Raw genomic sequence first — 26,379 nt, forward strand, 5'->3', positions numbered from 1 at the left:
GTCCGGAAGCCGTCAGCGCGCCACGGCGACGGACGCCGCGGGCGGGGCGGCCTCCGGCGCGGGGGGCTCATCCTCCTGCGGCTGGGCGGCGTGCTCCGGCAGGAACATCAGCAGCACCAGCGCGGGGATGGCCGCTACGGCCGTGAAGGCGAAGAACGTGGGCCAGCCCATCCACGTGGCCAGGTAGCCGGACACGGAGCCGATGAGCCGGTTGGCGATGGTGCCCAGCGCGGACAGCAGCGCGTACTGCGTGGCGCTGAAGCTCTTGTGGCACAGCGACATCACGAAGGCCGCGAACGCCGTGACGCCCAGGCCCGTGCAGATGTTGTCCACCGCGATGGTGCCCGCGAGCATCAGGTCGTTCTTGCCCACCAGCGCCAGGGCCATGAAGGCCAGGTTGGTGAGGCCCTGCGCGGCGCCGAAGATGAACAGCGCGCGGCGCATGCTGAGCTTCACCATCAGCACGCCACCCAGCAGGCCGCCGCAAATGGTGGCCACCATGCCCAGCGTCTTGCTGAGCGCGCCAATCTCCGTGTTGGAGAACCCCAGCTCGATGTAGAAGGGCGTCACCATGCTGGCGGCGATGGCGTCCCCCAGCTTGTAGAGCACCAGGAACGCGAGCACCCCCAGCGCGTACTTGCGGCGGAAGTAGTCCACGAAGGGCCGCACCACCGCGTCCGCCAGGTTGCGCGGAGGCCGCACGCTCTGGGGCTCCGGGGCCATGAGCGTCGCCACCACGCCCACGATCATGAGCAGGCCCATCACGTAGTACGTCCGCGACCAGCCCAGGTGATCCGACAGGATGAACGCGAGCCCGCCCGCGACGAGCATGCCCATCCGGTAGCCGGTGACGTACAGCGAGTTGCCCAGCCCGCGCTCCTCCATCGTGAGGATGTCCGTGCGCCACGCGTCCGCGACGATGTCCTGGCTTGCGGACAGGAACGTCACCACCACCGCCATGCACGCCATGGCCATGGGGGCGTCCTTCGGGTTCACCAGCCCCATGGCGGAGATGGCGCCCACGAGCAGCACCTGCGTGAGCAGCATCCAGCCGCGCCGCCGGCCCAGGAAGGGCAGGGTGTATCGGTCCATCAGGGGCGCCCACAGCACCTTGAAGGTGTAGGGCAGCGCGACGAGGCTGAAGATGCCAATCGTCTTGAGGTTCACCCCCTCGTTCTTCATCCACGCGGACAGCGTGACGCCGGTCAGCCACAGGGGGAGGCCGGACGCGAAGCCGACGGCCATCAGGAGCCAGACGCGCCGGCTCTTCAAGACGGTGAGAAGCGAGGAGTTGGGCATGGGGGCGCGGGAAAACAGCCGCCAGCATAGAGAATCCACCCCGCACGTCACCTTCCGAAGGGCAGGGACTGTCCGCCCGGCTGCTGTCCGGCCCGAAACTCGGGCGGAGCCCGGGCGGCCTCTTCAGGGCACCGGGTCCAGCGCGGACACGTCCGGGCAGGTGGCGCGGTTGCCCTCGGTGGGGGTGATGAAGTCCCAGTTGCGCTGCATGAAGGTGATGCGCGTCCGGGTGTCCCAGCACTCCGTGTACTGAGCGCCCTTCGCGTCCCCCTCCAGGATGTTGAGCACCAGCACGCCCCGGCCGTCCGGCGTCCAGCGCGCCACGATGTCCAGCGTCTCCAGCAGTCCGCCGGGAATCAGGTCCTCCCCCGGCAGGCGGAAGGCCATCTCCCCCAGGCCCTCGGGCGTCTGACGTGACGCGTAGCGCGTGAGGGGCACCGAGGCCCCCGCGCCGGTGAAGAGCAGCTCCACGCGCGTGGGCAGCGCCCGGGTCTGGTAGCCGATGTCCAGCCGGTCCAGCGCGGTCGCCTCCTTCGTGTCGAACCCGTTGTCGCGAGCCTCCTTGAGGTCCAGCGCGAGCGTGCCTTCGCCCTTGCGGATGCCACCGTCCGCCTTGAAGGTGCCGGGCAGGTAGGTCCACCACGCGCCTTCGCCGCCGCCCTTGGGGCGGAACTGGAGCAGGTACGCGAAGGAGTCCCCCTGGCGGTTCATCACGAAGCGCAGCTCGTGACCGGGATGGTCGTCGGCGGGGAAGGGGCCCCAGATGCGCCGGTCGGTTTCGCGGGTGGTGGGGGGGGCGTTGCGGAACAGCTCCAGCATGGAGAGCAGGCCGTCCACGCTGGTGTTGAACTGCGTGCCCGCCGCGTAGGCCTGGAGGGCGAGCTCCGACGTTCCGCCCAGCACCAGCGACGCGCTCAGCCGCTGCACGCGCGTGCCCAGGCCCTGCCCGGAACGGGCGCTGTCCGGCAGCTTCGCGGCCAGGTCCTCGCGCTGGGGCAGGGCGTTCTGGAACTCCAGGTCGTCGTTGGAGAAGTCTCCGCCGCACGCGACCGCGAGGAGGCAGGGGAGGGCCAGGGCAAGGGTTCGCATCAGGGGCTCCCTCATGGCTCGTACGTGAGGAGCGCGGCCAGCTCCCAGAACCCCAGGGAGCGCTGCGCGTCGACGGTGTATTGGAGGTACTGCAGGCGGCTGCGCGCGGTGAGGTTCAGGCGGCGCGTGATCTGGAAGCGCGCTCCGGTCGCGAGGCCCGGTGACACCATGGCGTAGCGTTGATCCGGGAACGCCGCGTCGTCGAACTTGCGGCCCATGATGAGGTACGCGACGCGCACGCCCACGAACGGAGCCACGCGGCCCACGGGCCACTCGGCGGTGAGGCTGGTGCCCACGTTCACCATGGAGTAGCGGTACGTCGGCCCCTCCAGCGTGGGCAGCGCCAGCACGCTGTTCGTGCCGCCCAGCGCCGCGTCGAAGCCCCAGACCCAGTCGCGGCGGAAGTAGTCGTGCAGCTCGGCCTCCGCGCCGAACAGGGGCACGGAGAGGAAGAGGGACTGGCGCGTCTGCGCGTCGAAGAACGACTGGTAGCCGCCGGTGAGCCCGAAGGTCCACCACGCGCCCTTGTCCAGCATGGCGCCCTTCACGGGGTCATCGGAGAAGGGCGCATCCTGGAAGCGCGGCTCCTGGAGGATGGTGGTCCGGCCGCGCGCGACCTCCACGTCTCCAATGCGCAGCCGGTCGCTGAGCCGGCGCTTCACGCGGTAGGTGCCGGGGGCCAGGGCCACGCGGCGCTCGGTGTCCGCGGTCTTGTCCAGCTCCGCGACCACGAGTCCGCCCGGATCCACGAAGTAGTAGGAGCCCGCGGGGGCGTTGCCGGGAACAACGAGCCCTTCGGCGCTCGCGCGCAGGTCGGTGAGGACCAGGTCGCCGTTGCCCGCCAGGTCGTAGCTGAACGTCGGGTGCTGGGGGCCCGCGCTGCTGTCGGCCGTGTCCGCGACGGTGCGGGCGTAGGCGTGCGAATACGCCTCGAAGAGCGTCACGCGTCCGTCGCCGCTGCGGTCCGCGTCGCCCAGCAGCCCGCTGGCCAGGTGGTGGGAAAAGTAGCTGCCGCCCAGCGCATCCGACTCCTGCGAGTCCTCGTCCGCGGCGCTGGAGGTGAGGATGACGACGCCCCGGGCATCGCGTGCCGCGCCGGATTCCACGTCGAAGGCGGGGGCCTTGCGAGCGCCCTTGGTGCGGGTGAGCGCGCCGGAGCGGCAGGAGTCGAGGATGGCGATGCGGATGTCCACGGGCGCGTCCGCCAGCCGGCGCTTGAGCGCGTCGAAGGCGAGCTGCGAGGCCCCCAGCCGCAGCGCGCCGTCCTTCGCGTGGCCGGAGTAGTAGACGAACAGCGCGGTGCGCTCGCCGCGAGCCTGCGCCGCGCGGGCCCGCTGCTCCAGCTCCGCCAGGGCGGCGAGGAAGTCCTTCGCGTCGTCGTCCAGGAGGAGCTTCGCGTCCGCCGGAGCCACACCGCCCAGCCGCGTGAGCAGGTCGTGCATCTTGCGCGCATCGTCGCGCGCGTAGCTCAAGGGCCGCGTGTCCGAGCCGCCCGTGTCATTGCCCGCGATGAGCGCGAAGCGATGCAGCGTGTCCGCGTGCGCGGCGGTGGAGGCCAGCACCAGTGCGGGAATCGACGCCCGCATCGCCGTGACCCATTCGCGCCTGCGTCCTGACGCGCGGGTCTTCACTGCCCACTCCGACGGCGCAGTCCACGGCGCTCGCCGCGCTCCCGGAGCGAGGAATCGCGCGAACGCGGACCGTGCCGAGGCAGCCATGGGCGCAAGGCGCTTCCGCAACACGCTCACGGGACCGTCGCTCATGGCTTCAGCAGGATCCACTGGGTCTGCGCGCCCGGCACGTCCAGCGGGGCCATGCGCGTGACGTCCCGGCCCGCGGCGGTGAAGGCCTTCCGGGCCGTGTCGCTCAACGCGTCCATCGACACGGGCGCGTCCGTCAGCACCAGCACCACTCGCTCCGTTCCCGCGCCGGTGAACTCCACGCTCTCCGGCAACCAGTGCTGTCCCGCACCTGGCTCCACCGCGAGGCTGTCCCCGGACTCCGGATAGAGCGGCGTCACCTCGCCCTGCGCATCCACCGACAGCGCCGCCACGAAACGGTATGCATCCGCCGTGTAGCCCAGCCGCACGCGCTCGCCGGGCTGCAACGCCTCCGGCGCGTCCGTGTTCGCTACCCGCTGCGGATCCACGCCCCCACCGATTCGCAGCTCCGCGCCCGCGCCGCCCTTGATGCGATTGCCCGTCCCAGGCGGCGGGACCGGATCCGCCCTCCCGCCGCTCTCCAGCAGCGGACGCGCCAGCACCAGCACCAGCACGGACGCAGCCACCGCCATCAACGGCCGGGCCCACTGCGCGCGGGCCGCCGGCTCCCTGGCGGCCTGCCTCGCGCGGGCCCGCTCCACGCCGGCCTCGAAACCTTCGAACGGCACCTCCGCCTCGAAGGCGGCCTGCGCGTCCACGAAGGACCGGAGCGTCGCGCCACACGCCTCACACGCCTCCGCATGCTCCCGGACGCGGTGGGCTTCCTGGGTGGGCAATTCGCCGGCGTGCAGGCGGCGCAATGTCCAGCTCGACTCATGCGCGCTCATCGGACGCTCAGCTCCTCTCCACCCAGCTCCGCGAAATGCTCCAACCGCTTCCTCACCGTGGGCACCGAACGTCCCAGCACCGCGGCCACCTCTTCCAGCGTCATCCCGTCCACGTGGTAGTGGATGGCCGCCGCCTGCGTCTCCGCGTCCACCCGGGCCAGCAGCTTGCGCACCAGGTCGCGCGTCTCCATCGCCTCCGCTCCGCCGTGGCCCTCCGAACGGGCCGCCTCGTCGCGCGCGAACCACTTCTTCCACGCCGCCCCTTCCGAGCGCAGCTGGTTGAGGCAGTGGTGCGTGGCGATCTTCATCAGCCACGTCAGCGGAGACGCCTCCTCGCGGAACGAGTCCCCGTGCACGATCACGCGGGCGAAGACGTCGTGCATCGCGTCCTCCGCCCGGCTCGCATCCTTCAGCAGGTAGCGGCAGCGCTCACGCACGCTGCCGCCGTACTTCACATACAGCTCGCGCAGGACGGCCCGCCGGTCCTCGTTGGAACGGGAAGGCACCACCTTCAGGGCCAGCGGGGTCGGTCCGGTCACGCGCGGTTGGAGCCTACCGCGACCTGCCTCACAGCGACGAGTACACCGCCGCCGTGAACCCGCCGCAGGCCGCCTCCGCCTCGCCGTAGCCCAGGCGCGGGTCCAGGCTGACGCGGAAGTAGGTGCTGAGGAAGTTCGTGTCCCAGCACTCGTTCAGCGTGGCCTCGCCCACCAGGTCGCCCCCCGTCACCTTGATGTCCGAGCGGCCTGCCCCCGTCGCCGTCCAGCGGCTCTTGATGGACAGCTTCTCCAGCTTCGCGCGCAGCGGGTCGCCGTTGTCGATGTCCTCGTACGTCGCGAACTCGAACTCGCCGCCCGCCGCCGCGGACGCCTTGTAGTGGTAGTTCCCGTCCACGCGCTTGCTGGCGTCGTTCTCGTCACGCACCTGGTGGAAGTCCGCGTCCACCGTGGCCTCCGCGGAGGCGCTCGGACGCGCGTAGCGGATCTCCACCGTGCCCACGTTGTCGTCGGCGTTCGGCAGGGTGTGCGCCGCGTCCCAGTCGATGAACAGCTCGCCGGAGCCGTAGCCCTTCACGCGCTCGCCGTCCGCGTCCACCGCCACCTGCTGCGTGCCCGACAGCACCGCCCGGAAGGCGCTGTCCTCCTCCGCCTTCGCCTTGCCCTCCAGCACCCAGGAGAACGAAGCGTCTCCCGACTTTGTCACCGTCAGGCGCCACGTCGTGGGACTCAGCGCCTCCGTGCTCGGGCCCCACACCGCCTTGTTCTCCTCCAGCGTCGTCGGCGGATACTTGGTGATCTGCTCGATGAGGTTGAGCACCCACAGGGTGCCGCCGTTCACCGACACCGTGGCGGCCACCGTCGCCTGGTAGTACTCCGCCTTCTGCCCCTGGCCATACTGCGCGGAGGGCCCGGCCGCCGTCAGGCCCTGGCCGTTCTCCTTCGGCGGCTTCACCTGCGTCATCTCCTTGGAGGGCAGGCCATCACGGAAGGTCTCCGCGTCGTTGCTCTGGGCGTCGTTGCAGCCCACGAACAGCAGTGAGGCACACAGCAAGCTCTTGCGCAGCATGGTCGGGTGTCCTTTCAGGGCCCGTCGTGCGGGCCGTGCGGCAGGGAATTCGCTCCTATGGACACAGGCCGGGCGAAAAACAGAAAAAGGGCTCGCTTGAGGCCGAAAACTTCAATGAAACCAGTTCCTTGGCGTCTGGCTGCTTGCTCTCCGGGCGCTCGCGCCCGCTTGCCCGACGGTTGAAATGGGCCATCCCTACCTTTCGCCCATGGAAAAACGACACCCGAACCATCCCGGGGAGATGGGTACGGACGCCACGCTGGCCGAGCGGGAGCGTGCGCCGGACGAGATCAACGCCCGCGCCAGAGCCGTCGGTTTGCTTCATGAGGCAGGGGTGCCGTTCGTGGTGGGCGGGGCGTATGCCTACGCCACCTATACGGGCATCTACCGCGACACCAAGGACCTGGACCTGTTCCCGCGCAAGCCGGACGCCATCCGGGCCCTGGACGTGCTGGAGAAGGATGGCTGGCGCACGGAACGTCCGGACGAGGTGTGGCTCTACAAGGCGTACAAGGGCGACTACTTCGTCGACTTCATCTTCTCCTCCGGCAACGGCGTGGCGACGGTGGACGACGAGTGGTTCACCCACGACAAGAAGGCCACCATCTTCGGCTACGAGTGCCTCATCGCGCCGGCCGAGGAGATGATCTGGTCCAAGGCCTTCGTCACCGAGCGCGAGCGCTATGACGGCGCGGACATCAACCACCTCATCCTCAAGGCGGGGCGGGAGATGGACTGGGACCGCATCCTCCGGCGCTTCGACCGCTATTGGGAGGTGCTGCTCAGCCACCTGATGATGTTCCGCTTCGCGTACCCCAGCGAGCGCGACATCGTGCCCAACTACGTGATGACGGAGTTGATGAGCCGCACGCTCCAGACGGTGCGCGACGGCAGCTGGGAGGAGCGGCTGTGCCGGGGCAACCTGGTGTCCAAGGTGAACTACCACGTGGACATCCACCACTGGGGCTTTGGGGACGGCAGGGCGTGGGACGAACAGGACAGACCCGAGGGGGGGACACGTGGCGCGAGATCCGAGCTCGAAGATTCGGCTGGCGGCAGTCGGTGACCTGCACTGCCGGGACGACCAGCACGGGCGCTTCCGTCAGCTGATCAAACAGGTGAACGCCTCGGCGGACATGCTGCTCTTGTGCGGTGACCTGACGGACCGCGGGATGATCGAAGAGGGCAAGGTGCTGGCCGAGGAGCTCTCGGCCTTGCGCGTCCCCTGCGCCGCGGTGCTGGGCAACCACGACTACGAGCACGGGCAGGTGAAGGACATCTGCTCGGAGCTCTCCAAGGTCGGCGTGCACATCCTCGACGGGGACCACTTCATCTTCGAGAAGGTGTTGGGCGTCGCGGGGGTGAAGGGCTTCGGCGGTGGCTTCGGCAACGCGACGTTGCAGGCGTTCGGCGAGGGCCAGACGAAGTCCTTCGTGCAGGAGGCCGTCACGGAGTCGCTCAAGCTGGAGGCGGCGCTCAGCCACCTGGACACGCCCAAGAAGGTCGTGATCATGCACTACGCCCCCATCCCGGACACGCTGGAGGGGGAGAACATCGAAATCCGCCCCTTCCTGGGGACGAGCCGCCTGTCGATGCCCATTGACCACTATGGCGCGGCCTACGTCTTCCACGGCCACGCGCACCACGGCGCGCGCGAGGGCAAGACGAAGAGCGGCATCCCGGTGTTCAACGTCGCGATGCCGCTGCTCACCAAGTTCACGCCCGAGCAGCGCTTCGTCCTGCTGGAGGTGTAGCGCTCCTCAGGGGGCGGGAGCCCCGCCGTCCGGATCCGCGGGCGGCGGCTCCAGGAAGTCCGCGGCGCGCGTGGGGATGTTCGCCAGCTGGGACAGGTACACCATCACCAGGTCTGGCCCGGAGCCTCGCGCATAGCGGATTTGCGCCATGCCCGGGACGGCGTTGCCCACCCACAGCCGCGCCAGCTCGCGTCCGTCCGCATCGCGAAGCACGACGCGCTGGGACGCGGCGGTGATGCCGTAGGGCTCCCAGCGCTCCACCTTCGCCTCGACGAACCTGGCGGTCCTCAGGCCCTCCAACTGGGCCAGGACCTTCACCATGCGGAAGGGCAGGGCGCGTCCGCCGCCGGGGCCTTCGACCTGCCACGCATCGCTGTTCCCCGCGCCGCGCGTCACCACCACGGGAGCGGCCTGGCCTCCGGGATGGAACTCCAGTCGCCGCACGGCGTCGCGCTGGAACACGAGCACGCGCCGGTCCCTCAACTCCTGGATGTCCACGTCCAGCAACGTCAGGGTCCGTGCCTCTACCTGCGCCAGCGTGGAGCGCGTCCCCTGTTCCCTCAGGACATGGACGACGGGCTCGCCGTCGCGCGTCACCTGGGCCATCCGGATGCGGATGGGCTCGCCGGAAACAGCGACGAAGCGCGCGTCAACGACGGGGGTGTCCAGGCCCAGGGCTTCCCGGGTGGCGGCGGTGTCCTGGGGAAAGGACAGGGCCTGCTGTTCCGCGAGCCTCATGAGCGTGCCCTTCAGCATGGGGGCGTTCGCGCGGGTCTGCGTCGGCTTCTCCACCCGCCACGACATGCCGTCCGGCTCGCGCATCAGCACGTACGCGTTGTTCTTCGCGGTGACTTCCATGGACTGGAGCGAGGCGAGGTCCAGCTGCCCCAGGAACGCCTTGTCGCGCAGCTCGAAGGGGCCCTTGTCCAACGCGTACCGCACGGCACCGTCGGCCGCGTACACGGCCGCATCGCCCTCGCGGCGCACGTAGACGGAGCCGTCGAAGGGGTTTTCGTCGCCGCCAACCAGCGTCACCGTGCGCTGGCGGGACGGATCCTCCGCGCCTTCACCGTTGGCGTCCGGAAGCCAGGCCCGCGCCGTCACGGTGAACGTCGGGGACGTGAGCCCATACTTCTTCAGGTCCGCTTCCGACGGAGAGGCATTCACCGTGGCCTTGAACTTCGCCGAGGAGAGCTGCTTCAGCAGGGCCTCCATCACGTACGCATCCGCCTTCGCCTCCACGGGCGACAGGAGCCGCCAGCCCTCCGGGGTCCGCTCCAGCTCCGTGGTGGCGCCGCGGGCCTTCACCGTCAGGTGCGTGAACACGGGAGCCGGGGCCGGGGGCGCGCCCCGTCGCGGCTCCTCGGCCCCCGTCGCGAAGAGCTTCGGTGGCGCCGCGGGCTTGTCCGCGTCGCGCGAACACGCCCAGGGCCCCATGGCCATCAGCCCCAGCATCACGACAGTGGAAGTCCTCACCGGTTCCTCCTCGACAGCCAGACCGCGAGTCCCACGCCCAGCAGCGACAGGGGCAGCAAGTCAGTGGACACGAAGCGCAGGGTCCGCATCTGGTCCTCGCTCAGCTCCAGGGTGGACGTCTCACGGTCGGGGGGACGCAGGGTGATCTTCTCCACCTGATGGGACGCCCAGCCCAGGGCGTTCATCACCAGGTTGCGATTGGCCTCGTAGCGCCAGTTCGGATCCAGCAGCAGCTCCGACTCGCCCACCGCCACCAGCCGGGCCTCGTCGAAGCGCTTGTGCTCCGCCGCGCGCGTGTCCCGGGACGCGGCGGCCACGAGCGTGAGCTGCCCCATCTTCTCGCCGCTGGACGGGGTGGTGTCCTCCAGGGGCCGTGACTCCACCCACGCATAGGGCGAGCTCAGCAGCACGGGCTCCACCGTCACGCCGGGCAGCAGGAAGCCCTCGCGGACGAGCGTGAAGCTGCGCGCCGTGGGCAGCTGCACGTTGAACCCGCGCTCCTGCAACGGGCGCGTGATGGCGTGCTTGCCGTAGAAGTTCGACACGAGGACGAACGGGTTGCCCGAGTTGAACCGTGGATCCGCCGCCACGCCTTCGTCCACCTGCACGCCGTAGTCCGCGAGGAACAGGCCCAGCCCGTCCTCCGTGTTCGCGTCGGTGAAGTACAGCAGCCGGCCGCCTTCACCCAGGTAGGTGCGCAGGGCCGCCACCTCCGGCGCCGTGTAGTCCTGCTTCGCTCCGGCGATGACCAGCAGTCCCGCGTCACGAGGCACCTCCTTCCGGCCCAGGAGGTTGAGCGGTTCGGGGCGGTAGCCTTCGCGCTGCAACTGGCGCCGGAGTTCCGACAGTCCGTCCCCGCCGGCGGGGGGCTCCAGCGGCCACTCGCCGTGCCCCTCGAGGAAGTACACCTTCTGCGCGCCCGTCGCGCCCAGCTGGAGCAGGGCGTTGGTCAGCTCCTGCTCGGCAGGGAGGGGCAGGGTGGTGTGGGGCGCGGCGTCGCCTTCGCCGCGCGAGACGACGACCAGCGTTTGCCCGTCCTTGAGCTGGTACTTCGCGGCCAGGGACGGTTCACGGCGCGGATCCACGAAGGCGTAGTCGAACGCCTCTGGCGCCGCTTCGTGGTAGCGCCGGAACAGCTCCTCCAGCTCGCCATAGGATGGATGCGTGGGCGGGACGAGCGCCAGCGCGTGGGCCTTCTCCTTCAGCCCCGCGAGCGTCTGCACCGTCTGCGGCGCGAGCGAGAAGATGCGCTCCCGTGTCAGGTCCCACCGCTGGTTCTTGCGGAACGCGAGCACGTTGAGCGCCACCAACACACCCAGCACCACCAGCGTGGTGAGCACGGATGACGCCAGGAACCGTCCCGTGCGGCGCGTGCCCGCGCGGCCCAGCTCCTGCCGGTGCGTGAGGACGTAGGCCGCGAGCATCGCCGCGCCCAGCACCGCCTTGCCTCCCGCGAGCGCCACGCTGCCGGAGGTGAGGAACAGCGTGAGGGGACTGGACAGCAGGAGCAGCAGGCCAAAGGCCCCCAGCACCCGGGTGACGTGGGTCGCTCTCATGGTCACGCGTAGCGCTGCGCTTCCACCGCGCGGTGGGTGAGCAGCAGCGAGAACAGGATGACGGACGTGAAGAACACCAGCGCCTGCACCTCCAGCACGCCCTGGATCATCCCCTGCAACTGCGTGTCGAAGGACAGGTAGGACAGGAACGAGCGCAGCGGCTCCGCGGTGGACTGGGCCACGCCGCGCAGGAGCATCCACGGCAGGAGCACGGTGAAGGTGAGGAACGCCGCCAGCATCTGGCTCTCCGTCAATGCGGAGATGAACAACCCCACCGCCATGCACGTCGCGCCCCAGAGGAGCACCGCGCCGTAGCCCAGCAGCACCGTGGGCCACTCCAGCGCGGAGCCGGACGGGCCCGAGCCCACCACCGAAAGCAGCACCGGGAACACCAGCGTGAGTCCCAGCGTGACGAAGATGAGCCCCAGTCCGCCCAGGTACTTGCCCAGCACGATGTCCACCGGCCGTACCGGCGTCGTGAGCAGCAGCGCGAACGTCTTCTGGCGCTTCTCCTCCGCGAACAGCCGCATGGACAGGAAGGGCGCGACGAAGAGCGTGATGATCAGCACCACGCCCCACAGCTGCACCACCACGCCGTCGGTGAGGTTGCGGTAGACGATGGAGTCCGGGGGCAGCCGGCTCCAGCCGTGCTCGCGCGCCAGGGACTGCACCTGTTGGAACTGCTCCAGCAGGCTGACGAAGAAGAACGACGAGAGCGCCGCCATCGCCGTGATGACGGCGTAGGCCCACGGGGTGGTGAAGGCGACGGCCAGTTCCTTGCGGGCGATGGCCAAAGCGGTGCGCATGCGCTGGGGGTTCCTGTTCAGGCGGCGGTCAGCTTGATGAAGACTTCTTCCAACGACGCGTGCCCGGCCTGGCCATGGGACTTCGCCAGCTGGTCGATGGAGTCATGGGCCACCACGCGGCCCTGGTGGAGGATGAGCACCTTCTCGCACGTCACCGTGACCTCCGGGAGGATGTGCGTGGACAAGAGCACCGTGTGCCTGCCCGACAGGCTCCGGATGAGCGCGCGCAGGTCCGCGCGCTGCACGGGGTCCAGTCCTTCGGTGGGCTCATCCAGGATGAGCACCGGCGGCGAACCGAGCAGCGCCTGCGCGATGCCCACGCGCTGCTGGTAGCCCTTGGACAGGTTCTGGAGCACGCGGCCCATCACGTCGTCCACGCCGGTGAGCCCCGCCACCCGCGCCACCTCCGCCTTCACCGCGCGGCCGGGCACCTGCTTGAGCGCGGCGACGAACGCCAGGTAGCCGTGCACCGTCAGCTCCGGATACAGCGGCGGCGTCTCCGGCAGGTAGCCGATGCGCCGTTTGACCTCCATGGGGTGGGTGGACACGTCGAAGCCCGCCACCTTCACGCTGCCCTCGGAGGGCGGCAGGAAGCCGGTGAGGACCTTCATCGTCGTGGACTTGCCCGCGCCGTTGGGACCCAGGAAGCCCAGCAGCTCCCCCTCACCCACGGTGAAGGACAGGTCCTCGATGGCCACGCGATCGCGATAGCGCCGGGTGAGGTTGCGCACCTCGATGATGGGCTTCTCGGTGATTGGCATGCGCGGGGGCGAACTCTACACTGCCCCGGAAGCGAGGCGTGGATGCCAATCGTGGTGCAGAAGTACGGCGGCTCATCGGTCGCTGACGCGGAGAAGCTCGGCAAGGTCGCGCGCCGCGTGAAGCAGAAGCGGGACGCGGGCTATCAGGTGGTCGTGGTCGTCAGCGCCATGGGCGACACGACGGACGACCTGCTGTCGCTGGCCAAGAGCGTGTCCCAGGACCCGCCCCGGCGTGAGCTGGACATGCTCCTCACCTGCGGCGAGCGCATCTCCATGGCGCTCTTGTCCATGGCGCTCCAGGAGCAGGGCGTGCCGGCCATCAGCTTCACCGGCAGCCAGAGCGGCATCATCACCAACGACGCGCACGCCCAGGCGCGCATCGTGGAGGTGCGCCCCTACCGCATCCAGGACGAGCTGGCGCACGGCAAGGTCGTCATCGTCGCGGGCTACCAGGGCGTGTCCTACAAGAAGGAGGTGACGACGCTGGGGCGCGGCGGCTCGGACACCACCGCGGTCGCGCTGGCGGCGGCGCTGGACGCGGAGGCGTGTGAAATCTACTCGGACGTGGACGGCGTCTTCAGCGCGGATCCGCGCGTGGTGCCGGACGCGCGCAAGCTGGAGTCGCTGAGCTACGACGAGATGCAGGAGCTGGCGAGCGCTGGCGCCAAGGTGCTCAACGCCCAGGCGGTGGAGTGGGCCAAGGCGCGCGGCATCACCATCCTCGCGCGCACCGCGCACGGCCAGGGCACCGGCACCAGCGTGCAGGAGCTGGCCGTGCCCACCGACAGCCGCGTGAAGGGCGTGACGGCGGACACGGAGATGGCCGTGCTCGTCGCCCACGCCAGCGTGCCCCTCCAGGAGCTGCTGGAGTTCCTGGACGCGCGCGCCGTTCGAGGCCGCACGCTCGCTCATGACGGGTTGCCGGGCGCGCCGGGGCGTACGTTCCTGGCGGTGCCGCTCGCGGACATCCATGGGCCGGAGGCGCTCCAGCGCGAGCTGGCCACGCGCTTCGGCGCGGGCGTCGAGTGGAAGGACGGCTGGGGCACCGTCACCTGCGTGGGCGTGGGCCTCAACGCGGACTGGGTGCCGTTGCGCAAGGCGTTGTCGGCCGCCGAGGCCCTGTCCGCCCGGGTGCATGCCGTGAGCACCTCGCCTCTCCAAATCACCCTCCTGGTGGACAAGGCCCACCTCAAGACCCTCACGGCGCGGTTGCACCGCGAACTGCTCGGTAGCTGACACGCTCCGCGCCAGCCCGACCTCCGTTGATCCGGGGACTTGCGGGTTGGACCTGGGGACCAAGCGGCTTCAAGCGTTGAACTTCCGTTCCCAAGGGGAGCAGGGCGCTTCCTTCCACGAAGTCGATGCCTACCCTCCGCCCTTGAACACCTTGGAGGGTTGTCATGGCTCACGGGCGTCGCTGGATGGGGCTGGGGGTGGTGTTGGCGCTCCTGGTGACGGGGGCCTCTGGATGCAAGGACTCCGGTCCGGCACCCGGCACGCCTCCTCCTGGCGATCGCCACGATGATCCGCCCCTGAGCAACGACGACGCGGGCGTCATCACCGGCCCGGACGGCGGCATCGTCGTTCCCGAATATGACGCGGGCATCCCCGACGAAGAGCCGGACGCGGGAACGCTGCCCGACGGTGGCAGTGCGCTGCCCGCGCGTGACCCGGACGCCGTCCACAAGGAGAACCAGAAGAAGGGCACCACGGGCTGGCGCATCGACAAGAACGCCAACAGCCGGGAGATTGAAGGCTACGCCCTCCAGGCCACCCTGAAGCAGGGCGAGTCGCTGCGCGTGGCGGTGTCCCTGTCGGAGCCGCGCAAGTTCAGCTGGTTCGTCTACCGCCTGGGCTACTACGGCGGCGTCGGTGCCCGCGAGGTCGCGCGCGGCGGCTCCGTGCAGGGCACGCGGCAGGCGGACTGTCCGGCGGATCCCACGACGGGGATCATCGCCTGCGCCTGGTCGCCCACGCTGGAGATCCCCATCGGTGAGGACTGGGTGCGCGGCGTGTACGTGGTGAAGCTCGTGCGCGACGACCGGCCCTCGCGCTACGTGCCCTTCTTCGTGCGGGACGCCAACCCGCGCTCGGAGGTCGCGGTGCTCATCCCCACGGCCACCTGGGCGGCCTACAACACCTGGGGCGGCACCAGTCTCTACGATGATCAGAAGGGCGTGATGAAGTCGCACGGCGTCGCGCGCGCCTTCCAGTCCTCCTACGACCGGCCCTTCTACCGGGGCCAGGGCTCCGGGCAGCTGATGACGGACGACCTGAGCCTGGTGACGTGGCTGGAGTCCCAGGACCTGGACGTGGGCTACTTCACCAACGAGGACATGGACGAAAGCTACGACTTCCTGCGTGGCGCGAAGGTCTTCGTGATGTCCGGTCACGACGAGTACTGGTCCTCCAAGCAGCGTGACTTCGCGGACCGCGCGCTGTCGGAAGAGCGGTCCCTCATCAACCTGGGCGCGAACAACGCCTACTGGCAGGTGCGCTTCGAGCCCGCCGCCGACGGCCGCCAGCGCCGCGTGGTCACCTGTTACAAGGGCGCGCCCGAGGACCCGTACAAGGACCAGCGCAAGACGGTGAAGTTCCGCGACCTGCCCGCGCCCCGCCCGGAGAACGCGCTCCTGGGCGTGCAGTTCGCCGCGCGCTGGCACCAGTGGCCCTTCCCGACCGTCATCACGAATCCGGACCACTGGGCCTTCAGCGGCACGGGGCTCAAGGCCGGTGACACGCTGTGGATGGCGAACGGCTACGAGGTGGATCAGCTGGTGTCCAACGGCCGCCAGCCGGCCGGCGTGGAGGTGCTCGCGGAGTCTCCATCGCTGTCGCTCCAGGGCGGCTTCGGCTTCGCGCACATGGTGGTGCGCAAGCAGGGTGACGCATACGTCTTCTCTTCGGGCGGCATCGACTTCGTGCAGAAGCTGTCCGGGGCGGGGGACCGCGTGGCGGATCCGCGCGCGGGCCGCATCGTGGCCAACGTGCTCTACAAGGCGCTGGGCCGGAAGCTGCCGGGCGACCTGGTGAAGTTCCAGCCCCCCGCGGCTCCGGCGCCGGTGGGGCCGTTCGCCGCGTCGGTGACGACCGTGGCGGGCCAGCCCGGCAAGCGCTGCCAATCGGAGGGCAAGGTGGCGGCGGATGAACTGGGCGCGCCGCTCGCGGTCGCCGTGCTGCCGGATGGCGGCTGGGCGGTGGCGGATTCGCTGGGCAACAGCGTGAAGCGCGTGTCGCCGGACGGGAAGATCCGCACGGTGCTCACGAAGCTCTCGGGCCCCATGGGCATCGCCGCGGACGCGCTGGGCAACCTCTACGTGTCCGACACCGAGAACGCGGTCATCCGCCGCATCACTCCGGACGGGCAGGCGGAGGTGTTCGCGGGCACCACGTACGGCTATCAGGACGGTCCCGCGCTGGCGGCGGCCTTCAACCAGCCGGCGGGCCTGTCCTTCACGCCGGACGGCACGGCGCTGCTCGTGGCGGACCTGAACAACAGCGTCATCCGCCGCATCGACATGGTGACGCCCGGCAACCCGGTGACGACGCTCCAGGGCGACTGGCTCTACCGGCCCTCCGCGGTGGCGCAGGCGGCGGACGGCACCACCTACGTCGTGGAGAGCGGCATGGCGCGCGTGGTGCGCGTGCGCGACGGCGTCACCACCGTGATGGCGGGCTCCACGCCCGGCTTCCGCGACGGGGACCCGAAGGAGGGCCAGCTGCTGCCGTACCTGGGCCTGGCGCTGCTGCCGGACGGCTCGCTCGCCATCTCCGACCCGGGCAACTACCGCGTGCGCCGGCTCGTCTTCAACGCGTCGGGCGAGCCCGAGAAGCTGACCACGCTCGCGGGCAGCGGCCGCTACGGTTCGGAGGACGGCGCGGGCAGGGACGCCCAGCTGGTGCTGCCCGCCGGGCTCGCGGTGGGGCCGGACGGCACCCTCTACGTGGCGGACGCGGGCAACTCGCTGGTCCGCGCCATCAAGCGCTGATCAGCGGCCCGGGTTGCGCATGCCACCCATGGGCGGCGGCGCGTCCATCTCCTGCCGCGTGCGCCGCCGGTCCGGGGTGTCGCGCGGCAGCTCCACGAAGGTGCACATCTCGCAGAGCCGGCTGTAGATGCGCTCGCCCACGCGCTCGCGCAGCAGCTCCGCGTCCTTCATGGCGGAGCGGGCGTCCTCCGTGGCGCGGTAGCCCGAAGGCGCGCTGCTCCGGGCGCCCTTGCGCTCCGGCTCCAGCGAGTAGTTCGTGGCGAAGAGCGTCGTGCGCCCCGCGTTGTAGCGCCGGGCGATCAGCTCATCGAGCGTCTCCATCTCGAAGGGACTGCCGCGCCCCTTGCCCAGCTCGTCGATGGCGAGGACCTCCACCTCCGACAGCGGCCCGATGATCTCCCCACCGCTCTTGCCGTCCTGGAAGCCGCGCCGGATGGTCGCGTAGAGGAGGGAGATTTCGACGTAGCGGGACTTCACGCCCATCTCCAGCACCAGGTGCCCGAGCGTCGCCGCGAGCAGGTGCGTCTTGCCCGTGCCCACCGGCCCGCTCAGCACGAAGCCCTTGTTGGTGGCGCTCTTCACGTACTGGTGGGCGAAGTGCATCGCCACGCCGCGGCCCCGGTCCTGCGCCTCGTTGAAGGGCCGGTAGTTGTCGAACGACGCGTGCGCCATCACGCCCGGCATCTGCACGTCGTTGTAGAGCGCCACCCGCGTGCGCCGGAGCGTGCACACGCACGGCTCCAGCACGTCATACGTCCGGGGTCCCACCTTCGCGCTGAAGGTGCCTTCCTTCTGCACCAGGATGTGCCCGCGCCCACCGCACACCGGGCACGCATCCGAGCACGTACACACCCGCGCCGACGCAAGCTCTCCGCGCCGCTCGATGAGGTACGTCCGCCCGCCGCACAGCCCACACGCCTCGCCGTTTGCCTTGGCAGCCATCGTGCCCTGCCATAACACCGTCCCCCCTGTCCGTCAGCCCACTGGCCGTCCGTTCAGGCGTGTGGAAGGGGGACAACCCCTCAGGTCTCCTTCATGTCCAGCCGCCGTCTGACGGCCGCCTGGAGCCTGAAGCGCCGGGCCACACGCCGCGCGCGGGCGGTCATCAGCTGTTGTTCACCGGTACGCGCATCCCGCCACACCGTGCGTCGCTCCGCGAAGGGCAGGGCGCGCAGCAGCGCCATCAGCGCCCACGCCTCCTGCTGATCCATCGCCGCGGGCTCATGGGGCACGCACGCGAGCACCGTGTCCAGCAGCCGGTGCACCCGGGGCGCCAGCGCGTCCTCACGCTCCGTCAACGCCCGCAGCGCCGCGCACAGCCGCGCGTGCCGCACCTCTTCCCAGGAGCGGGCAGGGCGCTTCTTCGAGGAAGCGCGCGACTCGGCCTCCTCGCCCTGGCCCGCGGACAGGTCGCGGTACTTGCGGATCTCCGTCTCCACCTGGCGCCGGCACGCACGCAGCGAACGCAGCACCGGCTCACCCGGCCGCGCGTCCCACAGCGCCTTCTCCGCCGAGCGCGAGATGCCGCGCGCCACGACTTCGAAAGGCACGCCTTCCTGCGCCCACGCGGTGACGAGCTCGGTGTCCAACGCGGACAACATCAGGCCCGCGCCACGCACCGCGAGGAAGTAGTCCTGCACCAGTTCTTCGAAGCTGGCGCTCTCCGGCAGAAGGCTCATGATCCGACAACAGCTCCAGGCAGGGCGGCCAGACGAACGACCGCCAGACTCCCATACCTGTTGGAGCCCGTGGTGCAACCTTCCTGTCGCTGTCTGGAGTGCCCTCGCGCCACAGCGAAATTGAAGTTTTCTCGCCTGCTATCCAACGGACCGGACGTCCGTCCGTCCGAGTTGACCCGCCTTGCGCAAACCGCGCATAGTACGGGTCCCCTCATGGAAATTCCCGAAGATTCCCGGACACTTGCCAAGCAAGCAGGCATCCGTGGACGCCGGTTCCCCGCTCCTAGGAAGACCATGCGCCGCTCGCTACTCGTTTGCCTCGTTCTCCTGACTTCCATGGCTTCGGCCCAGGAGAAGAAAGCACTGCGCGACGCTGACCTGGGCAAGAAGTCCACCACCACCGTGGACAAGTCCCTCGCTGGCGACATCACGCGCCCGAAGGAAGCCCAGCAGGCCGCTCCCGCGCTTCAATATGATCAGTTCCGTCTGGGCGTGGAGGTGCAGGTCGCCTCCAAGCGCCGCGAACAGATCGAATCGCTGAAGAAGATCATCTCGCTGTCTCCTGATCAGAAGGAGGCCCCCAGCCTGCTGTTCCGCCTGGGCGAGCTCTACTGGGAGGAGTCGAAGTTCTTCTTCTTCGAAGCCAACCGGAAGGACGATGAGCTCATCGTCGCCATGAACCGCAACGACGCCGCGGGCCAGCAGAAGGCCAAGGCGGAGAAGGCGGAGTTGATGGCGAAGGTGAAGGAGAACGGCAAGTACGCCGTCGAGCAGTACACGAAGATCGTCCAGGAGTACCCGAAGTTCGAGCGCACGGACGAAGTGCTCTTCTTCCTCGGCCAGTACCTGATGGAGGACGGCCAGGACAAGAAGGCGCTCGTCGCGTTCAAGCGCCTCATCGAGAAGCACCCCACGTCCAAGTACATCCCGGACGCGTACTTCGCCTTCGGCGAGTACTACTTCAACAACTCCAAGGGCAAGCGCCCGGAGCTGGAGAAGGCGCTCGTGGCCTACAAGAAGGCCGCTGAGTTCCCGGAGAACCAGGTCTACGCCTTCGCCCTCTACAAGCAGGGCTGGTGCTACTTCAACATGGGCGAGTACGAGTCCGCGAAGGACAAGTACAAGACCGTGGTCCTCTACGGTGAGCTGGCCGGCGCCGCCGCCGTGGAGAAGGACGGCAAGGCCAAGGCGAAGGGCTCGCTCGTGCGTGAAGCGCGCGGCGACTACGTCCGCGCCTTCGCCCGCGAGGGTGACGTCACGCAGGCCCGCGCGGACTTCGGCAAGGTCGCCACCAATCCGGAAGACCGCTTCGCGATGATGAAGCAGCTCGCGAACCTGTACTACGGCGACGGCAAGGACCGCGAAGCGGCCATCACCTTCAACGCGCTGATCAAGGAGAAGCCGCTGTCTCCGGAGGCCCCCGGCTTCCAGGGCAAGATCGTCGACTGCATCCTGCGCATGGGCAACAAGGAGCGCACCGTGGCCCAGGTGCGCCGGCTCGTGAAGATCATGAAGGACGTGGAGTCCTCCGGCGTCATCAAGGACGACAAGGACAAGAAGGCGCTCGCGGAGGCGAAGGAGCTGTCCGAGCGCACGCTCTCCAACCTCGCCGTCACCTGGCACAACGAGGGCAAGAAGACGCGCAACGAGGAGACGTTCCGGTACGCGGACGCCGTGTACAGCGACTACCTCACGCTCTTCCCGGAGAACCCCAAGGCGTATGACCTGCGCTTCTTCTGGGCGGAGCTCCTCAACGACAACCTCCAGAACTTCGACAAGGCCGCCGCCAACTACACGCTGGTCGTCCTCCAGGACGCCAAGGTGCTGGAGGCCAAGGACGACAAGGGCAAGCCCAAGCCGGGCAAGCCGGGCAAGTGGCTGACCAACGCCTCCTACAACGCCGTGCTCGCCTACGACGAAGTGGTCAAGGCCGCCGAGGCGCGCGGCGAGGCCAAGTCCGAGTCCGCCGGCACGGACATCACCAAGAAGATCACCATCCCCACGCTGAAGAAGTCGCTGCTCGACGCGTGCGAGCGCTACCTCAAGTACGTCCCCAAGGGCGACAAGCGCGTGGAGATCGCCTTCAAGGCGGCGAACATCTACTACCGCCACAACCACTTCGACGAAGCGGTGCTGCGCTTCAGCGAGATCGCGCTCGGCTACCCCGAGTACAAGTTCGAGGACGGCCAGCGCGCCGCTGAAATCGCCGCCAACCTCATCCTCGACTCGTACAACCTGCTGGGCGACTTCGCGAAGGTCAACGAGTGGGCCCGCCGCTTCTACGCCAACGACAAGCTGGCCACCGGCAAGTTCCGCGACGACCTGGCGAAGCTGATTGAACAGTCGTCGTTCAAGCTGGTCAGCCAGCTGGAGGAGAAGAAGGAGTTCTCCAAGGCGGCCGAGGCGTACCTGAACTTCGTCCACGACTTCCCGCAGACGGAGATCGCGGACCTGGCGCTCTACAACGCGTCTGTCGACTATTACAAGGCGAAGAGCCTGGACAAGGCCATCGAGGTCCGCAAGCGCCTGTTCGCGGAGTACCCCCGGTCCAAGTACGTGCCGGACTCCATCTACGCGAACGCGGAGGCGCTGGAGGCCATCGGTGACTTCGAGGAAGCGGCGGGCACCTACGAGCTCTACGTGCGCGGCTACGAGCGCAACCTGAGCGAGAAGGGCGGCGCCCCCGCGGCGAAGGCCAAGGCGAAGAGCAAGGCCAAGGGCAAGGCGAAGCAGGCCTCCAACGACGCCGGCCCCGCGAAGCCCGCAGTGGTGCAGAAGTGGGACGAGTCCAAGGCGCAGATCGCGCTGTTCAACGCGGCCACCTACCGCGAGGGCCTGGGCCAGCTGAAGGCCGCGCTCAAGAACCGCGAGCACTACGTCGAGCTGTGGCCCAAGTCGAAGGATGCCGAGGACGTGTTCCTGTCCATCGTGGACCTGCACGTGAAGCAGGGCGCGTACATGAAGGCCATCAAGCTGCTGGAGGAGTACGAGCGCGACAACATGCGCTCCCAGAGCAAGTTCCTCATGGCCGAGGGCCGCATCGTCAGCATCTACGAGAAGATGAAGAAGACGAACGATGTGCGCCGCATGAACAAGCGCATCTTCGAGTACTTCGACCAGCTGCCCCGCCGTCAGCAGACCTCGCTGGAGAAGCCCGCGCTGGCCGCCGCCGCGCAGGCGAACCTGCTGGCCATCGAGCCGGACTGGGTCGAGTACAAGCGCCTGAAGCTGTACTGGGGCGTGCCGCCGTCGCCGGAGCGCTTCAAGGGCTCGCTGGCCGACAAGGGCCGCGCGCTGGAAGTGGTGCAGAAGAAGTACGTGCAGACCGTGGCCCTGGGCGCCCCGGAGCCGGCCATCTGTGCGCTGCAGCGCATTGGCCTCGCGTATGACCACATGGCGGAGCTCGTCGTGAACGCGCCCATGCCGCGCGGCCTGGACGAGGAGTCGCAGCAGGCGCTGCGCGACGAGTTCAGCAACCAGGCGCAGCCGCTCAAGGACAAGGCCACGGAGGCCTTCTCCGGCGCGGTGGCCAAGAGCCGCGAGCTGGGCGTGTTCAACGACTGCGCCGCGGCGAGCCTGAAGATCCTCCGCACCACCTACGCCCCGGACCGCTACCCGGAGGTGCTGGAGGAGAAGCTCGCGCTGAAGAACAAGGAGCTGGTGCTGGGCGGCGACCTGCTGGCCGCCGTGCAGGACATCCCGCCCCCGGTCTCCAAGTCCGAGCCGGAGAAGATGGCCAAGAGCGAGGCGCTCAAGGAGGACCTGTCCGCGCTGACGGATCAGCTGCGTCAGCAGACCGAGTCCGAGGTCGCCAAGCCCGCCGCCGCGTCCAAGGACGGCGCCCCCAAGAAGACCGTTGATGATCAGGAGCCGGAGGACTTCCTCTAATGAATCGCATGCACCCGTTCCGCCCCCTCCTGCTGGCCACGCTGGCGCTGACCGCTGTCGGCTGTTCCACGACGCAGACGGCGGCCCCGCCGCCCGTGACCAAGCCCGTCGCCGCCCCCACGGGCCCGGTGTCCATCTCCAACCGCGCCATGCTGCTGTTCGATGACGCGGTGAAGTCCTTCGACGCGCAGAAGAAGGCCAAGGCGTTCGACTACCCGTCGCTGGAGCGCAAGTTCAAGGCCGCCCTGGAGGCGGACCAGAACCTCGCGGAGGCCGAGTACAACCTGGGCGTCATCGCCGAGCGCATGGGCAAGGCCGACGAGGCCAAGGCCCGCTACGCGTCCGCGCTCACCAAGAAGCCGTCCCTGCGTCAGGCGTCGGACAACCTGGCCATCATGAAGCAGAACGGTGGCGACGTGGCCGGCGCGGTGGCGCTCTACCAGGACGTGCTCACGCGCTACCCGGATGACGCGGGCTCGCGTGCGCGCCTCGCGGAGATCTACCGGCAGAACAACGACCACGACAAGGCGATGGAGCTGTCTCGCGCCGCGCTCATGCGCGACCCGATGAACACCAACGCCCTCAAGGTGATGATCCGCAGCTACCTGGACCGCAAGCAGCTGGCCATGGCGAAGCTGGTCGCGCTGCGCGCGGTGAAGCTGGACGGCACGGATCCGGAGCTGCACCAGGCCGTGGGTCTCATCCTCCTGAAGGAGGGCGACGCCGAGGGCGCGCGCCTGCAGTTCAAGAGCGCCCTGGAGGCCAAGGCGGACTACGTGCCCGCGCACGTGGAGCTGGCCCAGCTGGCGCTCCACGCGGAGGACTTCCCCGGCGCGGAGGAGCACCTGCGCCGCATCCTGCAGGCCGACGGCAAGAACGCCGCCGCGCACGTGGACCTGGGCATCGCGCTCAAGGGCCAGGGCCAGTACGACAAGGCCATGCAGGAGTACGACGAGGCGGAGAAGATCAACCCCGACCTGGGCGCCACGTACCTCAACCGCGGCATCATCCTGCACAAGGTGAAGGACGCCCCCGAGCGCGCGGTGGAGCTCTACAAGAAGTACGTCGCGCTGGCGGGCGGCGAGGTCGCGATCAACGCGGAGGCCCCTGTCTTCGGCCTCATGCGCGAGGCGGAGAGCATCGTGCAGGCCAAGCGCGAGGCGAAGGCCGCGGAGGACCAGGCCAAGCAGATGGAGGCCCTCCAGGCCCAGCAGCAGGCCGCGATGAAGGCGGAAGAGGCCAGGCAGAAGGGCCAGACGCCGCCCCCGGGTGGCGCGACGCCCGCGTCCGGCACCGGAACCGCTCCGCAGGCCACGCCCGTCTCCGCGACGGGCGCGCAGCAGCCGGCCGCGACCCCCGCTGCGGGGAAGCAGGCGGAGCCTGCCCAGAAGAATGCAGCCCCGGTGGACTCGGAAGAGCCCTCGGACGACCTGCTGTGATGTGGGAGACGCCCGCCAGTGGCTTCACGCTGGCGGCGCGGCTCGGGAAGATGCGAACCTTGTGAGCCCCTCGCGCTTCGTGGCGGGGGCCGCCATGCGGAAACACCAGTGGGCCTTCGGAAGGGGCCCCACGTGGAGGCAGGATGCGGAAGTGGCTGATGCTGTGCGTGACGTTGGCGGTGGCCCCGGCCTTCGCCCAGGACGAGGGCAAGGCGCAGGGTGAGGGTGGCGGCGCCCGGATGCAGAAGGCGACCAACATCGACTTCGAGGACGACACCATCGAGGGTGACCTCACGAAGCCGGATGGCGAGTACGTCGAGGCGCGCAAGACCGTGAAGCACTCCAACCTCATCCGCATCCGCGAAGACTTCGAGGACAAGGTGATGCAGTCCGTGGGCGAGCTGTAATCCCCCCACCACGGATTGAATCAACGGCGGGAACCTTCCGCCGGCACCGTTGTCCAAGAGCGCCAAAGCCTACCGGGAGCCCTCCATGGCCGTACCCCTGACACTCAAGGTCTTCAAGGGCGACACGCTGGTCGCCTCCAAGGACTACGAGCGCGACATCATCAAGATTGGCCGTCTGTCCTCCGCGCACCTGTGCCTGGAAGACGACAAGGTCAGCCGCATCCACTCCGTCATCGAAGTGGCCGCAGACGGCTCCATGTCCATCATCGACATGGGCAGCGTCGAAGGCACCTACGTCAACGGCAAGCGCGTCAACAAGGGGCAGGTCTCCTTCGGTGACGAGGTCCGCGTGGGTGGCACCACCATCCGTCTGGAGAACCCGGCCGCGGTCGCCGCGGTGAACCTGGCCGCCGCCGTCGCGCAGGCGGACGCGCCCACGGACAAGAACCCCACCATCGCGCCGGTGGCCGCCGCCGCCGCCATCGCGCAGGCCGTGGCCGCGCCCGCTCCGGTGGCCGCGACGCCCGCTCCGGCGCCCGCGCCCGCCGCCGCGCTGGACGCGTCCGTCGCGCCCACGCAGAAGAACGCCGTCGCGCCCGCCCGGGCTCCGAAAGCCCCCAAGGCTCCGGTGGAGGACGACGCGCACGAGGAGCAGGACGCCGCGCCTCGCGTGCGCACCGTGAAGAAGACGAAGTCCAACGGCCCGCAGGGCGTTTCGCTGCGCCTGCTCTGGGGTGACCAGCGCGTGGGCGAGTTCTTCGTGCCCCCCGGCGCGAAGAAGGGCTTCACGGTGGGCAGCGCCAAGGGCGTGGACTTCGTGATGGGCGACGGCAAGCTGGGCGCCCCCACGTTCGAGGTGCTGCGCACCGACGGCCAGTCCTTCACCGTGCGCTTCGTGCGCAAGATGAAGGGCGAGCTCACCCGCAAGGGCGAGACGCTGGACCTGGAAGCCGTGATGGAGTCCGGCAAGGCCTCGCAGGACGGCGACGCCTACGGCCTCACCCTGGAGGCGGATGACTTCGTCTGGGTGGATCTGGGCGGCCTCACGCTGGAGGCGCAGTTCCAGCCGGTGCCCAAGCGCGTCGCCGTGCCGGTGAGCGAGAACATCGACTACACGGCGCTCAACATCTTCCTGGTGATGTTCTTCATCGCCACCGGCTTCGTCATCCACTCCATGAACCAGAGTGGGGAAGGGGACGAGTACGCGGATGAGCTCGCGGGCAACGACGCGCGCATCGCGAAGCTGATCATCAAGCCTCCGGAGACCCAGAAGAACAAGTTCCTGGAGAAGCTGAACCAGCAGAAGGAGAAGAAGTCGGGCGAGATGGCCCAGAAGCAGCGCAACGACGAAGGCCAGATGGGCAAGAAGGACGCGCCCAAGACGAACAACCGCGCCGCGCCCAAGGGCGACCCGAACAAGAAGGACGAGGCGCGCGCCCTCACCGCGAAGATCTTCGGCGGCGGCAAGGGCGGCATCTCCACCATCTTCGGCAAGTCGGGCCTGGGCGGCGAGCTCAAGAGCGCCATGGGCAACATGTTCGGCGCCAAGGCGGGCGACGCGGGCGGCTTCGGCGGCATGGGTCTGCGCGGCAGCGGCGGCGGTGGCGGTGGCACCGGTGACAGCATCGGCATCGGCGGCATCGGCACCAAGGGCCGTGGCGGCGGCAGCGGCAGCTACGGCACCGGCGTGGGCACGCTCGGCGGCAAGCAGAGCGTGGACGTGGGCATCACCTCGTCGGATCCGGAAGTGATGGGCTCGCTGGACAAGGAGCTCATCCGCCAGGTCATCCAGCGCAACCGCGGGCAGATCCGCTACTGCTACGAGAGCCTGCTCAACCGCTTCCCCAAGCTGGGCGGCAAGGTGTCCGTGAAGTTCATCATCAGCGCCAACGGCTCGGTGGCCACGTCCAACGTCGCGCAGTCCACGGCGGGCAACTCGGACCTGGAGACCTGCGTGGCCGGCCGCGTGCGCACCTGGAAGTTCCCGGAGCCCAAGGGTGGAGGCTCCGTGATCGTCACCTACCCGTTCATCTTCAAGCAGGCCGGTGACTGACGTAGAATCAACACATCCGTGATTCCGCGCGGGCGGTCCTGGAGACAGGGCTGCCCGCTTCTTCAATTC

The 26,379-nt window shown here is 69.1% G+C and carries 20 protein-coding genes; 8 read left to right on the forward strand and 12 right to left on the reverse strand.

The features are described from left to right. Positions 1 to 12: 12 nt before the first annotated feature. The 6 genes from D7X32_RS28775 to D7X32_RS28800 form a co-directional block, all read right to left on the reverse strand. Positions 13 to 1,299: an AmpG family muropeptide MFS transporter gene (locus D7X32_RS28775; RefSeq protein ID WP_120605765.1), complete on the reverse strand. Its 1,287-nt coding sequence runs from the start codon at positions 1,297 to 1,299 to the stop codon at positions 13 to 15. Between the two features lie 123 nt (positions 1,300 to 1,422). Then, positions 1,423 to 2,388: a hypothetical protein gene (locus D7X32_RS28780; RefSeq protein WP_171447848.1), complete on the reverse strand. Its 966-nt coding sequence runs from the start codon at positions 2,386 to 2,388 to the stop codon at positions 1,423 to 1,425. An 11-nt stretch (positions 2,389 to 2,399) separates the two neighbouring features. Next, on the reverse strand, positions 2,400 to 3,974 hold the full coding sequence (locus D7X32_RS28785) for a caspase family protein (protein ID WP_120605767.1): 1,575 nt from the start codon (positions 3,972 to 3,974) through the stop codon (positions 2,400 to 2,402). Between the two features lie 173 nt (positions 3,975 to 4,147). Beyond that, entirely contained in the window at positions 4,148 to 4,936 is a 789-nt protein-coding gene (locus D7X32_RS28790) for an ACP synthase (RefSeq protein ID WP_120605768.1), read from the reverse strand. After that, on the reverse strand, positions 4,933 to 5,475 hold the full coding sequence (locus tag D7X32_RS28795; RefSeq protein WP_244239238.1) for an RNA polymerase sigma factor: 543 nt from the start codon (positions 5,473 to 5,475) through the stop codon (positions 4,933 to 4,935). Before D7X32_RS28795 ends, D7X32_RS28790 begins: the two co-directional genes overlap by 4 nt. 28 nt (positions 5,476 to 5,503) lie before the next feature. Further along, positions 5,504 to 6,502 (reverse strand): hypothetical protein, encoded by a 999-nt coding sequence (locus D7X32_RS28800; RefSeq protein WP_120605769.1) that lies wholly within the window; start codon positions 6,500 to 6,502, stop codon positions 5,504 to 5,506. A gap of 241 nt (positions 6,503 to 6,743) precedes the next feature. Between D7X32_RS28800 and D7X32_RS28805 the strand changes: the two genes are divergently transcribed. Beyond that, a complete protein-coding gene (locus tag D7X32_RS28805; protein WP_120605770.1) occupies positions 6,744 to 7,568 on the forward strand; it encodes a nucleotidyltransferase in 825 nt (274 codons plus the stop codon). Beyond that, positions 7,552 to 8,256 carry a metallophosphoesterase family protein gene (locus D7X32_RS28810; protein ID WP_120605782.1) on the forward strand — a complete coding sequence of 235 codons (705 nt, stop codon included), beginning with the start codon at positions 7,552 to 7,554 and terminating at the stop codon, positions 8,254 to 8,256. The genes D7X32_RS28805 and D7X32_RS28810 overlap by 17 nt, the downstream gene beginning before the upstream one ends. A 6-nt stretch (positions 8,257 to 8,262) precedes the next feature. Here the strand turns inward: D7X32_RS28810 and D7X32_RS28815 are convergent, their stop codons facing one another. Genes D7X32_RS28815 through D7X32_RS28830 form a run of 4 tightly spaced genes read right to left on the reverse strand, consistent with a single transcriptional unit; the run spans position 8,263 to position 12,855 of the window. Then, a complete protein-coding gene (locus D7X32_RS28815) occupies positions 8,263 to 9,732 on the reverse strand; it encodes a DUF4340 domain-containing protein (RefSeq protein WP_120605771.1) in 1,470 nt (489 codons plus the stop codon). Further along, positions 9,729 to 11,288, reverse strand: coding sequence for a GldG family protein (locus D7X32_RS28820; RefSeq protein WP_120605772.1), 1,560 nt, complete (start codon positions 11,286 to 11,288; stop codon positions 9,729 to 9,731). Before D7X32_RS28820 ends, D7X32_RS28815 begins: the two co-directional genes overlap by 4 nt. Before the next feature lie 2 nt (positions 11,289 to 11,290). Continuing rightward, positions 11,291 to 12,094, reverse strand: a complete 804-nt coding sequence (locus D7X32_RS28825; protein WP_120605773.1) for an ABC transporter permease — start codon at positions 12,092 to 12,094, stop codon at positions 11,291 to 11,293. 17 nt (positions 12,095 to 12,111) lie between these two features. Further along, the gene (locus D7X32_RS28830; protein WP_171447842.1) at positions 12,112 to 12,855 is read right to left on the reverse strand and encodes an ABC transporter ATP-binding protein; all 744 of its coding nucleotides are present in this window, start codon (positions 12,853 to 12,855) and stop codon (positions 12,112 to 12,114) included. A gap of 42 nt (positions 12,856 to 12,897) precedes the next feature. Between D7X32_RS28830 and D7X32_RS28835 the strand changes: the two genes are divergently transcribed. Together D7X32_RS28835 and D7X32_RS28840 are read left to right on the forward strand one after the other, a co-directional pair. Further along, positions 12,898 to 14,091 (forward strand): aspartate kinase, encoded by a 1,194-nt coding sequence (locus D7X32_RS28835; RefSeq protein ID WP_120605774.1) that lies wholly within the window; start codon positions 12,898 to 12,900, stop codon positions 14,089 to 14,091. 164 nt (positions 14,092 to 14,255) lie between these two features. Continuing rightward, complete coding sequence (locus D7X32_RS28840; RefSeq protein ID WP_120605775.1) at positions 14,256 to 16,844, forward strand: N,N-dimethylformamidase beta subunit family domain-containing protein; 2,589 nt, start codon at positions 14,256 to 14,258, stop codon at positions 16,842 to 16,844. On the opposite strand, the gene D7X32_RS28845 is transcribed toward D7X32_RS28840, so the two are convergent. After that, entirely contained in the window at positions 16,845 to 17,786 is a 942-nt protein-coding gene (locus D7X32_RS28845; protein ID WP_120605776.1) for an ATP-binding protein, read from the reverse strand. An 80-nt stretch (positions 17,787 to 17,866) separates the two neighbouring features. Beyond that, complete coding sequence (locus D7X32_RS28850; RefSeq protein WP_120605777.1) at positions 17,867 to 18,523, reverse strand: hypothetical protein; 657 nt, start codon at positions 18,521 to 18,523, stop codon at positions 17,867 to 17,869. Between the two features lie 294 nt (positions 18,524 to 18,817). Here D7X32_RS28850 and D7X32_RS28855 point away from each other — a divergent pair, with 294 nt between their 5' ends. The 4 genes from D7X32_RS28855 to gltG all read left to right on the forward strand — a co-directional run bounded on the left by D7X32_RS28855 (position 18,818) and on the right by gltG (position 26,310). Beyond that, on the forward strand, positions 18,818 to 22,411 hold the full coding sequence (locus D7X32_RS28855) for a tetratricopeptide repeat protein (RefSeq protein ID WP_171447840.1): 3,594 nt from the start codon (positions 18,818 to 18,820) through the stop codon (positions 22,409 to 22,411). Beyond that, a complete protein-coding gene (gene gltE, locus D7X32_RS28860) occupies positions 22,411 to 23,850 on the forward strand; it encodes an adventurous gliding motility TPR repeat lipoprotein GltE (RefSeq protein WP_120605779.1) in 1,440 nt (479 codons plus the stop codon). Before D7X32_RS28855 ends, gltE begins: the two co-directional genes overlap by 1 nt. A 143-nt stretch (positions 23,851 to 23,993) precedes the next feature. Further along, positions 23,994 to 24,257 (forward strand): adventurous gliding motility protein CglF, encoded by a 264-nt coding sequence (cglF, locus tag D7X32_RS28865; RefSeq protein ID WP_120605780.1) that lies wholly within the window; start codon positions 23,994 to 23,996, stop codon positions 24,255 to 24,257. A gap of 85 nt (positions 24,258 to 24,342) precedes the next feature. Continuing rightward, positions 24,343 to 26,310 (forward strand): adventurous gliding motility protein GltG, encoded by a 1,968-nt coding sequence (gltG, locus tag D7X32_RS28870; RefSeq protein ID WP_120605784.1) that lies wholly within the window; start codon positions 24,343 to 24,345, stop codon positions 26,308 to 26,310. Positions 26,311 to 26,379: the final 69 nt, after the last annotated feature.

Origin of the sequence: Corallococcus carmarthensis (genome assembly GCF_003611695.1) — a bacterium.
In the GTDB taxonomy this organism is placed as follows: Bacteria; Myxococcota; Myxococcia; order Myxococcales; family Myxococcaceae; genus Corallococcus; species Corallococcus carmarthensis.

Excerpts from the sequence above, each read along its gene's own strand:
- D7X32_RS28855 (WP_171447840.1), top strand. The coding sequence starts at position 18,818 with ATGCGCCGCTCGCTACTCGTTTGCCTCGTTCTCCTGACTTCCATGGCT.
- cglF (WP_120605780.1), top strand. The coding sequence starts at position 23,994 with ATGCGGAAGTGGCTGATGCTGTGCGTGACGTTGGCGGTGGCCCCGGCC.
- D7X32_RS28805 (WP_120605770.1), top strand. The coding sequence starts at position 6,744 with ATGGGTACGGACGCCACGCTGGCCGAGCGGGAGCGTGCGCCGGACGAG.
- D7X32_RS28785 (WP_120605767.1), bottom strand. The coding sequence starts at position 3,974 with ATGCGGGCGTCGATTCCCGCACTGGTGCTGGCCTCCACCGCCGCGCAC.
- gltE (WP_120605779.1), top strand. The coding sequence starts at position 22,411 with ATGAATCGCATGCACCCGTTCCGCCCCCTCCTGCTGGCCACGCTGGCG.
- D7X32_RS28840 (WP_120605775.1), top strand. The coding sequence starts at position 14,256 with ATGGCTCACGGGCGTCGCTGGATGGGGCTGGGGGTGGTGTTGGCGCTC.
- D7X32_RS28835 (WP_120605774.1), top strand. The coding sequence starts at position 12,898 with ATGCCAATCGTGGTGCAGAAGTACGGCGGCTCATCGGTCGCTGACGCG.
- D7X32_RS28820 (WP_120605772.1), bottom strand. The coding sequence starts at position 11,288 with ATGAGAGCGACCCACGTCACCCGGGTGCTGGGGGCCTTTGGCCTGCTG.
- D7X32_RS28850 (WP_120605777.1), bottom strand. The coding sequence starts at position 18,523 with ATGAGCCTTCTGCCGGAGAGCGCCAGCTTCGAAGAACTGGTGCAGGAC.
- gltG (WP_120605784.1), top strand. The coding sequence starts at position 24,343 with ATGGCCGTACCCCTGACACTCAAGGTCTTCAAGGGCGACACGCTGGTC.
- D7X32_RS28775 (WP_120605765.1), bottom strand. The coding sequence starts at position 1,299 with ATGCCCAACTCCTCGCTTCTCACCGTCTTGAAGAGCCGGCGCGTCTGG.
- D7X32_RS28825 (WP_120605773.1), bottom strand. The coding sequence starts at position 12,094 with ATGCGCACCGCTTTGGCCATCGCCCGCAAGGAACTGGCCGTCGCCTTC.
- D7X32_RS28790 (WP_120605768.1), bottom strand. The coding sequence starts at position 4,936 with ATGAGCGCGCATGAGTCGAGCTGGACATTGCGCCGCCTGCACGCCGGC.
- D7X32_RS28780 (WP_171447848.1), bottom strand. The coding sequence starts at position 2,388 with ATGCGAACCCTTGCCCTGGCCCTCCCCTGCCTCCTCGCGGTCGCGTGC.
- D7X32_RS28830 (WP_171447842.1), bottom strand. The coding sequence starts at position 12,855 with ATGCCAATCACCGAGAAGCCCATCATCGAGGTGCGCAACCTCACCCGG.
- D7X32_RS28800 (WP_120605769.1), bottom strand. The coding sequence starts at position 6,502 with ATGCTGCGCAAGAGCTTGCTGTGTGCCTCACTGCTGTTCGTGGGCTGC.
- D7X32_RS28845 (WP_120605776.1), bottom strand. The coding sequence starts at position 17,786 with ATGGCTGCCAAGGCAAACGGCGAGGCGTGTGGGCTGTGCGGCGGGCGG.